The organism is Pseudomonas sp. 22526, assembly GCF_052044735.1.
Classification (GTDB): Bacteria; Pseudomonadota; Gammaproteobacteria; order Pseudomonadales; family Pseudomonadaceae; genus Aquipseudomonas; species Aquipseudomonas piscium.
In genome coordinates this window covers 18,244-27,749 of sequence record NZ_JBQENK010000035.1, presented here as the reverse complement: position 1 = coordinate 27,749, position 9,506 = coordinate 18,244, and the positions used below count along the sequence as shown (strand labels likewise).

The window sequence follows — 9,506 nt, the reverse complement described above, 5'->3', positions numbered from 1 at the left end:
GCAGGCCAATGTAGGAGCGAGGCTTGCCCGCGATAGCGATCCCCCTGACCCACCCCGCCGCCTGCATCGCGCGCAAGCTGCGCTCCTACAGAAGCGCTACTGCGCCAGGCGCAAGTCCGCATCGCCGGCAAGCCTGGCTCCTACAGAAGCCAGAAACGCTGCAGGCCAATGTAGGAGCGAGGCTTGCCCGCGATAGCGATCCCCCTGACACACCCCGCCGCCTGCATCGCGCGCAAGCTGCGCTCCTACAGAGGCAAGCGGGTTACAGGGCAGCGCTGACGCGGCTGGCGACTTCGCTCGGCACCCAGCCTTGCCAGACCTGCGGCTGCTCGCGCAGGAAGGCCTCGGCGACCTGGCGCGGTGGCTGGCGGGTTTCACTCATCTGGCCCAGGGTGCGGTTCAGCAGGTCGATCGGCAGGTCGACCTTTTCAAAGAAACTCACCAGCTCCGGGTACTGCGCCTTGAACGGCGCGGACACGCCGATGGCCAGGCGCGCCGGCATCGACCGCGTGCCCTGCGGATGGGGGTTGTTGGCATCGGCCAGGGTCTTCCAGGCCTCGGCGTTGAACGCCGGCTCCTCCAGCTTCACCAGCTTGAACTTGCCCAGCAGCGGCGTCGGCGACCAGTAGTAGAACAGCACCGGTTTGCCGCGGCGGATCGACGAGGCGACCTCGGCATCCAGGGCCGCACCGGAACCGGTGCGGAAGTTCACGAAGCTGTCGCTCAGCCCATAGGCCTTGAGCTTCTGGCTGTTGACGATTTCCGAGGTCCAGCCGGTGGGGCTGTTGAGAAAGCGTCCGCGGCCCGGGTCTTCCGGATCGCGGAACACCTCCTTGTAGCGCGTAAGGTCGGCCACCGATTTCAGCTCCGGCGCCAGCGGCTTGATGCCGCGCTCGGCATCGCCCTTGATCACGTATTCCGGCACCCACCAGCCTTCGGTGGCGCCCTTGACCGTATCGCCCAGGCCGAACACCTTGCCCTCGGCTTCGGCCTTGACCCAGGCTGGACTGCGCCCGGCCCACTCTTCGCCGATCACCTGGATATCGTTCCTGGCCAGCGCCGCTTCGAGGCTGACGGTGCTGCCGGGCAGGGTCTCGGTCGGATAGCCGTAGCCCTTCTCGACGATCAGCCGCAGCACCTCGGTGATCAGGCTGCCGCTTTCCCAGGTGATGTCGCCGAAGTGGATCGGCGCCGGCTTGTCCGCCGCTGGCGCCTGCTGGGCCAGCAGGCTGAGGGTCAGCAGCGAGGTGCCGAGCAGGTGTTTGATGATCTTCATGGTGAACCTCTTGCTGGTTATTCACGTGTTCCGTAGCCGCTGCCGCGGGCTGCGATGGCTGCGAAGCAGGCCCGCGGTTCTGGATCAGAAATCCGGGGCCAACGTTCATCACCCGGCTTGCAATCGGGAACCAAGGTCCTTCGGCCCTTATCGCAGCCTTCGGCAGCGGCTACAGGGTTAAAAGTCGTAAGTGAGCTTGGTGTAGTAGAACGCCCCCTCCGGCGCCGACGGCGACAGGTAGCTGTACTGCTGCCCCGGGGTCTGGCGCAGGCGGGTGTTGAAGTCGTCGGGCTTGCTGTCGAACAGGTTGTTGGCGCCCACCGACAGGCGCAGTTGCCGGCTGAAGGCGTAGTTGACGTCCAGGTCGGTGTTCCACTGCGCGGAGAAGGTCTGGTCGTACTGCGCATTGGCCGCCGACGCCGCGTATTTGCGGTACTCGCCATAGCGGGTCTCGGACAGCGCGATGGTCCAGGGGCCGTAGCGATGGATCGCCCCCAGCACCAGCTTGTCTTCGGGGTAGCCGTGTTCGAGGAAGCCCTGGGCTTCGCGGGTCAGCACGTCGAAGCCGAACGGGTTGGAATGGATCTTCTCGATGGTGGTGCGCGCCTTGGTATAGCCGGCCGACAGGCTCAGGGCGCCATAACGCTGCAGGTCGAGGTTGTACTTGCCGACGATATCGACGCCGCGGGTGCGGGTGTCGGCGGCGTTGGTCATGAACTGCGCCCAGGTGTACTGACCGAACCCGGCCTCGCTGAGGATCCGCTCGGCGTCCGGCCCGGAAATCCCGCCGCTGTAGAGCAGGCGGTCGCGGATGGAGATCTGGTAGGCGTCGATAGTCAGTGACGCCTGCTCGCTCGGCCGCAGCACCAGGCCCACCGAATAGTTGGTGGACTTCTCCGGCTTCAGCGGCTGCGCGCCCAGGGCGCGGGCCGCCGGGTGGTCGGCCGGGAGCATGCGGGTCAGCACCGGGTTGCCGTTGATATCGACGTTGGTGGTAGTGGTCCAGGAGGTGCCGATCTGCCCCAGGGTCGGCGCGCGATAGGCATTGTTGACCGTGGCCCGCAGACCCACCTGCGGGGTGAAGTCGTAGCGCGCCGAGAGCTTGCCGGTGGTGGCCGAGCCGAAGTCGGAATAGTGTTCGGTGCGCCCGGCGAGGCCCAGCTGGAACTTGTCGGTGACCTGGTTTTCCAGGCCGAAATACACCCCGCCGACATGCCGCTTGTAGGTCCCGGCGTCATCCGGGGTCAGGCCGGACGCCTGCACCGCGCCCACTTGCACGCCATCGATGCCGCCGAAGGAATAGGAGGAATAGTCGCCCTCCTCCAGCCGGTATTGCTCGTCGCGATAGGCCACCCCCGCCGAGACGGTGAGCGGATGCTCCGACCAGGCGACATCCAGGTCCTTGGCGTAATCCAGGGTCAGGTTGGTCTGTTCGTTGATCAGCGTGGCCACATCGAACTTGGTCGGGCTGTTGGCGCCGTAGCTCGGGTTGACCGTGTTGAAGGCCAGTTCGTCATGCTTGTCGCGGCCGTAGGTAGCGCTGAGGTCGAAGCGCCCGAGGCTCTCGTCCTCGTAGCGGCTGCCCACCGTCAGCGCGCCATCCTCATAGCGGTAGCGGTACTTGGGAATGGTGCCGTTGGGGTAGATCGAGGCGACGTTGTTGGGGTTGCTCGCCAGCAGCGGCGGCGTGTTGTTGACCGACTTGTCCTGGCCGAAGGTGGCGAAGCTGTAGAGCCGCCACTGATCGCTGAGGCCGACTTCGGCGTTGGCCGCCAGGTTGTATTTGTCGCGACTGGCGCCGCCCCAGCGCGGGTCCTGCAACTGGCCACCAGCCTCGTATTTGTCGCCGATATCAGTGGGTTTGTTGTTCAGGCCGTTGAAGCTCAGGGTCAGGAAACCATCCCCCGGCAGGCCCAGGCCGTACCAGCCGTCGGCGCTCTTGCTGAAGCCATCGCCCTGGGCGTACTGGCCCAGCTGGGTGTTGAGCTGGCCGCCGCTGTCACGCTCCTTGAGCACGATGTTGACCACCCCGGCCACCGCGTCGGAACCGTACTGCGCCGAGGCGCCGTCGCGCAGCACTTCGACATGGTCGATGGCGCTGATGGGGATCATGTCCAGGTCCACCGGCTGCGCGCCAATGAAGGGTACGCCGCCGGAGATGTTGACCACCGCCGAGGCGTGCCGGCGCTTGCCGTTGATCAGCACCAGGGTCTGGTCCGGCGACAGCCCGCGCAGGGAAGCGCCCTTGGGGTTCTGCCCGCGGGTGGCGCTCTGATTCTGCGGAAAGTTGAACGACGGCAGCAGCTGGAACAGCGCCTGGTTGAGGCTGGTGGCGCCGGTCTGCACCAGCTCCTCGCTGTTGATCACGTCCACCGGCGCCGCGCTGGTCAGGGCCGTGGCGTCGCTGCGCCGGGTACCGATGGCCACCACCCGGTCGAGGGTCGGGGCCGCGGCTTCGCTGGCCTGGCCCTGGGCCTTGGCCTTGCTGCCGGTCGCGCTCGCCGGTTGCGGGCCTTCCTTGATGATGAAGGCGCCATCCGGGCTGACTTGCAGTTGCAGGCCGGTGCCGCGCAAGGCAGCCGCCACCGCCTGCTCGGCGGACAACGAACCATCGACCCTGGCCGATGAGTAGTTGCCCAGTTGCGGGGTAAAGGAAATCACCTGGCCGCTTTGCCGGCTGATGCTCAGCAGCACCTCGTCCAGCGGACCGGGTGCCAGGTGGTACTGCTGGCGGGCTTCTTCGGCCCCCTGGGCACCGGCAAGAAACAGAGCGGCCAAGGGGCCGATGGCCAGGGCCAGACGCGAACGACGCTGCACGGTTGTGGATATAGGCAACATGACTCCCCCCCAAAAGCATCCAACAATGGAAATCCAACAACGCTGCTCCCCGCAGCGTTTACGGGAGTGATGTGCAACGGCCGGGCGAAAACTTGCAGATCCTTTGGTTATGGTCTTAGAACCACTGCAAGCGGCGCAGGCCAATGCTTGTGTAGGAGCGCAGCTTGCGCGCGATGCAGCCAATGCGGTGGACCGGGAAAACCGCCATCGCGGGCAAGCCTCGCTCCTACAGAAACGGGGGTCAGGCGGCACTCAGGGTGACCCACAGATCGGTACGGCGGGTGATGCGGATCGGCAAGGTGCGGGCCAGGCTGTCGAGGATCTGTTGCGGGTTGTCCAGGCGGAACAGGCCGCTGACCCGCAACCCGGCGATAGCCGGATCCAGGCGCAGCACCCCGCGTCGATACGGGCGCAGTGCTTCCACCACTTCCGACAGCGGCGTGTCGCGCAGCTCTAGCAAGCCATCGACCCAGGCCGTGGCACTGCCACGGCTCGGGCGCACCGGGCCGAAATGCAAGGCGTCGTAGGCCACCTCATGGCCGCCGGTCAATTGCAGGCGTTCGCCGCTGCGCCCGGCGATGTCCAAGGGTCCGTTGAGGGCCGTGGCATGCCCCAGGCCGTCGCGTTCGCGCACCAGCAGGCGGCTGCCCGTGGCCTGGATCCGCGCCTGCGCGGTGTGGATGAAAAACGGCCGGGCCGGATCGCTGGCCAGGTTCAGCAGCACTTCGCCGTCCAGCAAATGCACCACCCGACGCTGGCGATCGAAGTCGATGTTCGCTGCGCTCCGGGCATTCAGGCGCAGCTCGCTGCCGTCCGGCAGGGTCAACGACTGGCGCTGGCCGGTGCCGGTGTGCAGGTCCGCGGTCAGCTCGGCCAAAGGCAGGCCGCGCTGGCTGACCAGCGCCCCCGCCCCCAGCACTACCCCGGCGCCGAGCAAGGCCCGCTGCAGCACTTTGCGCCGACTGCTCGGGGCGTTCAGCGCCCGCTGCAACAGCTCGCCATCGATGCCCTGGGCAATCGGCACCTGGAACACCCCAAGGCGGGTTTCCAACTGGCAACACAGCTGCTCGTGCCGCAAGTCCGCGTTGCGCCAGCGCTGGTAGGCACGGCGCTCGGCCTCGCTGGCCTGCCCCGAATTCATCAGCACCCACCAGTGGGTGGCGGCGTCGATCAGCTGTTGCCGGCTCGGTTCCTGGCTCATGTCATTCCAGGCTCAGGCGCAGACAACGCTGGGCGGCCCGGGTCATGTAGTCGCTGACCGAACGTTGCGAGATCCCCAGTTGCTCGGCGATCTGCGGGTAGGTCAGGCCGTTGACCTGGGACAGCAGGAAGGTCGCCTTGACCTTGGCTGGCAGGCCGTCGAGCAGGCGGTCGATGGCTTCCAGCGCCTCGAGCATCTGCGCCAGGTCCTGGGGCGAGGGCTGCACGGCTTCGTCGTCATGTTGCAGGGCATCGAGGTAGGCCCGCTCCAGGTCGCGACGGCGCCACAGCTGGTACACCAGGCGTTGTGAAATGGTGGTCAGCAGAGCCCGTGGCTGGCGGATCGGCAGCACTTCGGGCCTGCTCAACAGCTGGACGAAGGTGTCGGCGGCAATGTCTTCGGCGCTGGCGCCGGCATCCAGGGAGTGGTGCAGGTGGTAGCGCAGGCGGCTGCACAGCCAGTCGTAATGACTGCGGAACAGGCCGCCCACATAGTCGCTGTGGGTGGTGTCGGCGCCGGACATAGTGGCTCCAATGAAGAAGGTTGCGCGGTATGTCCGGTGTTCCGGTGCGGCGATCCTAACAAGGAAGGCTTATTCTTTAATAATATTTAAATTTCATTTTTATAGAATTTTATGGAATAAAAAAATATAGCGCCTGATGGATTTTTTCGCGAGCAAGCTCGCTCCTACAGGGTGTGCGCAGACCTGTAGGAGCGAGCTTGCTCGCGATAGGGTCGAAGCCATCAACGCAGCCGTGCGTAACCCAGCTCTTCAGCCTCGCGCTGATAGTCGAGGAGGATCTGGTAGTCCGTTTCAGCGGCCGGCAGCACCTCCCGCAGCCCCAGAGTTTCAGCCACGGCGGGCATTGCCAGCAGCGCCTGGTTCATCGCCGCGCGAATCCGTTCGGCCTGTTCCTCGCCAAGGCCGGCCACCCCGATATAGGGCAGGGTCGGGCTGAAAGCGCTGCGGGCGATCACCCGCAGGCCGGCCACCTCCTCCTCGGCATAACGGGCCAGGTAGGCGAAGGTCACGCTGTCGATGGCGGCCAGGTCGGCCTGCCCTTGCCGCAGCCAGCGCAGGCTTTCCCGGTGGCTGCCGCTGAGGCCGACACTGGCGAAAAACCGGCCGTCGCGCTGCTGCGGCGCGAGGCGCTGGCGCAGCAGGTTCATGCCGCTGTTGGAGTCTTCGCCATTGATTACCCCACGACTGCCTCGCAAGGCCTGCAAGGTCCGGCGCGGGTCGTTGTCGCGGCCGAGCAGCAGGCTGCAATGATTGCCGGCCGTGCTGTCCGGCAGCTCGTAACGCGGCCGGCCGATGACCCGGACCTGGCCGCGCAGGGCGGTCATCAGCGGGTACCCGCAGGTCTGGGTCAGCAGCAGGCGCGGCGACAGCCACAGCTGCATCAGGTCCAGCTCCCGGGCATCGAGCCGGGTGCAGTCGAGGCGTTGCAGGATCGCCGCCAGCCACTGTTCATTGGCCTGGCGAACCGGCTCGGGAGCGACGTACATCAGCAGTTCGGCATAACAAGCAGTCATGGTTCAGGCTCTTCGGGCTCGACTACAGGGCGAAGGGATGTTCGGGGCTGTCGATCGGCTTGAGGGCATGGCGTCGCAACAGCTCGCCATAACCCTGCACCACAAAGCCGCCACTGCGCGCCTGCCATTGTTCGCGGCGCTCTCGATAGGCCCGCGGCAGGCAGTACCACGGCAGCCCGGGCAAATCATGGTGCACCAGGTGCAGGTTCAGATGCAGGAACAGCCAGGTCCAGGGCCACGCCGCTTCGTTGAGCACCGTGCGCTGTTCCACCTGGGCGTGGGGGCGGTGCTCGTAGAAGGAACGGAGCATCGCCACCGACAGCGCCGGCACGCTCACCAGCAGCAGGTAATGCCAGACCGGCAACACAGTGTAGCGGGCGATGAAGGCCAGCATCAGCAGGGTCAGCGCGCCATGGGTCAGCCACATCAGCCAGGCCTGGCGTTGCCCCTGGCGCAGGCGCAACCCTTCTTCCCGCGCCAGCGCCAGCAGGGCCAGGGGCGCGCCGAGCAGCAGGCGCCCCAGCAGGGTCTTGTTCAACCAATGCAGGCCCTGCTCGAACAGCGAACGGCTGTGCCATTGCCGCTGGCCCAGGTACCGGCTTTCCGGATCGCGACCGGGCAGGGTCAGGTCTTGGTCACGGTGATGCTGCAGGTGGCTGTCGCGGTACAGGGTATAGGGGTACCAGACGGCAAAAGGCGCATAACCCAGCAGCTTGTTCAGCCACAGCCAGCGCGTGGGGTGGCCGTGCAGCAGCTCATGCTGCACCGACAGCCACAGCACCAGGATCGGGATCAGCAACAGGGTACTGGGCCAGAGCCCCAGCAGCGGGCTGGCCAGCAGCACGGCGAACCAGCTGGCGCTGGTGCCGATCAGCAGCAGCCAGGTGGGCCATTCGGTACGGGCGGTGAAGGTCTGGCGCAGGGTGTCGATTTGTTCGCGATGCAGCGGATCAAAGTAATGGGCCATGGCGCTACTCAGGACAGGGGCTGGCCGAAGGGCGAACCTTCGGCGTCTTGCTGTTCTGTGCAACGAGAAGGGGAAAACTTGCAGACCGATGGGTTATTTACTTAGAAGCAAAAACAAGGAAGCCCGCGGGGCGGGCTTCGTGGCAGGGTCAGTCAATGACCGAAAATATTGTGCTCGGCCTTTTTCGCTCGCTTGTCCGCGCGTTTCTCGATAGCGGTACGGGCTGGTTTCTTCTTCGCGACCTTCTTCGCTTCCACGCCTTTCATGATGCACACTCCGCTCGCAGGGGATCGTTCATCAGGTATACACCTATCCCGAGCACTCCGTACTTTTATAATCGCCGCCCCGGCCCACCCTGCGAACCCCCATGCCCGACACCCAATACCTGCTGCTTGCCGACACCCTGCGACCGCTGCTGAACAAGTTCTATCGCGCCCACAATTCGCCGATGCGCGTGGCCGGCGAAGGGCAATCCTGGGTGGCGAAACGGGGAGCGATCATCGCCGGGCTGAGCCTCACGCCGGTTGCCCAAGGCCACTGGCTGACCGGTCTGTTCGTCGACCCGGCCCATCGCGGCCAGGGCATTGCCGCGATGCTGGTCGAGCAGGCGCGCGCGCAGCTGCCGGGCCCTGTGTGGCTGTTCTGTCATCCGGACCTGCAAGCCCTGTACGAACGCATGGGCTTTGCCACCACCCCCGCCCTGCCCCAGGCCCTGGCGGATCGCCTGGCCCGCTATCGCCGGAGCAAGAGCCTGATCGCCATGGGCATAGATCCTTTGGTTAGGTCGACCAGCGATAATGTGTGATCGCAGGCTTTGGAGCGCGTGCTAGCCTCGGCGGCAAATCGGCCTCCATCAGGATGTTCCATGAAACCGACGCTTCTGGCTGCCTCCCTCAGTGCCCTGCTGTTCCCCGTATTGACCCATGCCGCCGACGCCGAGGTCTCGCCCCAGCAATACGCCAAGGTCCTGGCCGGCGACTGGCGAGCGCCGCAGAACAGTGCCCGCGACCGCTATCGCCATCCGCAGCAGACCCTGCAGTTCTTCGGCCTCAAGGCCGACCAGAAACTGATCGAGATCACTCCCGGTGGCGGCTGGTACAGCGAGATCCTCGCGCCGTTGCTCAAGGACCACGGGCAGTACATCGCCGCCCTCCAGGCCCCGTCCAGCGGCGAGTATTTCCAGAAGTCGGCGGACAGCCTGAAGCAGAAATTCAGCGCCGATCCCGCCCGCTACGCCAAGGCCAGGTTCGTCGAGTTCGACCCCAAGGCACCGGTGCTCGGCCAGGCCGGTTCGGCGGACGCCGTGCTGACTTTTCGCAATGTGCATAACTGGGTGCTGGCCGACACCGCGCCGGCGATGTTCCAGGCCTTCTTCAACGTACTGAAACCGGGGGGCGTGCTGGGCGTGGTGGATCATCGCGCCAAGGACGGCGCATCCCTGGAAGACATCAGGCACAGCGGCTATCTGACCACCGCCTATGTGGTGAAGCTGGCGACGGATGCCGGGTTTGTGCTGGACGGGCAAAACGAGATCAACGCCAACCCGCAAGACACCAAGGACTACGCGCAAGGCGTCTGGACCTTGCCGCCGGCGCTCAAGCTGGGGGACGTGGACAAGGCGAAATACCTGGCGATCGGCGAGTCGGACCGGATGACGCTGCGCTTCGTCAAGCCGGCGAAATAACCGC

General features: G+C 65.6%; 8 protein-coding genes. 2 read left to right on the top strand and 6 right to left on the bottom strand.

The genetic code is table 11. The features are described 5' to 3' along the window. Positions 1 to 262 precede the first annotated feature (262 nt). The 6 genes from ACTJKT_RS30515 to ACTJKT_RS30490 form a co-directional block, all read right to left on the bottom strand. A complete protein-coding gene (locus ACTJKT_RS30515) occupies positions 263 to 1,276 on the bottom strand; it encodes an ABC transporter substrate-binding protein (protein ID WP_440790258.1) in 1,014 nt (337 codons plus the stop codon). A 177-nt stretch (positions 1,277 to 1,453) separates the two neighbouring features. Beyond that, a complete protein-coding gene (locus tag ACTJKT_RS30510) occupies positions 1,454 to 4,114 on the bottom strand; it encodes a TonB-dependent receptor domain-containing protein (RefSeq protein WP_440790256.1) in 2,661 nt (886 codons plus the stop codon). A gap of 241 nt (positions 4,115 to 4,355) precedes the next feature. Next, positions 4,356 to 5,315 (bottom strand): FecR domain-containing protein, encoded by a 960-nt coding sequence (locus ACTJKT_RS30505; protein ID WP_440790254.1) that lies wholly within the window; start codon positions 5,313 to 5,315, stop codon positions 4,356 to 4,358. Position 5,316: 1 nt separating this feature from the next. Beyond that, positions 5,317 to 5,838 (bottom strand): sigma-70 family RNA polymerase sigma factor, encoded by a 522-nt coding sequence (locus ACTJKT_RS30500; protein WP_097304764.1) that lies wholly within the window; start codon positions 5,836 to 5,838, stop codon positions 5,317 to 5,319. A 221-nt stretch (positions 5,839 to 6,059) separates the two neighbouring features. Further along, on the bottom strand, positions 6,060 to 6,851 hold the full coding sequence (locus ACTJKT_RS30495) for a phosphate/phosphite/phosphonate ABC transporter substrate-binding protein (RefSeq protein ID WP_440790253.1): 792 nt from the start codon (positions 6,849 to 6,851) through the stop codon (positions 6,060 to 6,062). A gap of 22 nt (positions 6,852 to 6,873) precedes the next feature. Beyond that, on the bottom strand, positions 6,874 to 7,818 hold the full coding sequence (locus ACTJKT_RS30490) for a fatty acid desaturase (RefSeq protein ID WP_440790250.1): 945 nt from the start codon (positions 7,816 to 7,818) through the stop codon (positions 6,874 to 6,876). A 367-nt stretch (positions 7,819 to 8,185) separates the two neighbouring features. Between ACTJKT_RS30490 and ACTJKT_RS30485 the strand changes: the two genes are divergently transcribed. Beyond that, a complete protein-coding gene (locus ACTJKT_RS30485) occupies positions 8,186 to 8,623 on the top strand; it encodes a GNAT family N-acetyltransferase (RefSeq protein WP_440790248.1) in 438 nt (145 codons plus the stop codon). Between the two features lie 60 nt (positions 8,624 to 8,683). Beyond that, positions 8,684 to 9,502, top strand: coding sequence for a class I SAM-dependent methyltransferase (locus ACTJKT_RS30480; RefSeq protein ID WP_440790246.1), 819 nt, complete (start codon positions 8,684 to 8,686; stop codon positions 9,500 to 9,502). Positions 9,503 to 9,506: the final 4 nt, after the last annotated feature.

What these genes read in the sequence shown, in the direction of transcription:
- ACTJKT_RS30485 (WP_440790248.1), top strand. Translation starts at nt 8,186, where the DNA reads ATGCCCGACACCCAATACCTGCTGCTTGCCGACACCCTGCGACCGCTG.
- ACTJKT_RS30505 (WP_440790254.1), bottom strand. Translation starts at nt 5,315, where the DNA reads ATGAGCCAGGAACCGAGCCGGCAACAGCTGATCGACGCCGCCACCCAC.
- ACTJKT_RS30495 (WP_440790253.1), bottom strand. Translation starts at nt 6,851, where the DNA reads ATGACTGCTTGTTATGCCGAACTGCTGATGTACGTCGCTCCCGAGCCG.
- ACTJKT_RS30490 (WP_440790250.1), bottom strand. Translation starts at nt 7,818, where the DNA reads ATGGCCCATTACTTTGATCCGCTGCATCGCGAACAAATCGACACCCTG.
- ACTJKT_RS30515 (WP_440790258.1), bottom strand. Translation starts at nt 1,276, where the DNA reads ATGAAGATCATCAAACACCTGCTCGGCACCTCGCTGCTGACCCTCAGC.
- ACTJKT_RS30480 (WP_440790246.1), top strand. Translation starts at nt 8,684, where the DNA reads ATGAAACCGACGCTTCTGGCTGCCTCCCTCAGTGCCCTGCTGTTCCCC.
- ACTJKT_RS30510 (WP_440790256.1), bottom strand. Translation starts at nt 4,114, where the DNA reads ATGTTGCCTATATCCACAACCGTGCAGCGTCGTTCGCGTCTGGCCCTG.
- ACTJKT_RS30500 (WP_097304764.1), bottom strand. Translation starts at nt 5,838, where the DNA reads ATGTCCGGCGCCGACACCACCCACAGCGACTATGTGGGCGGCCTGTTC.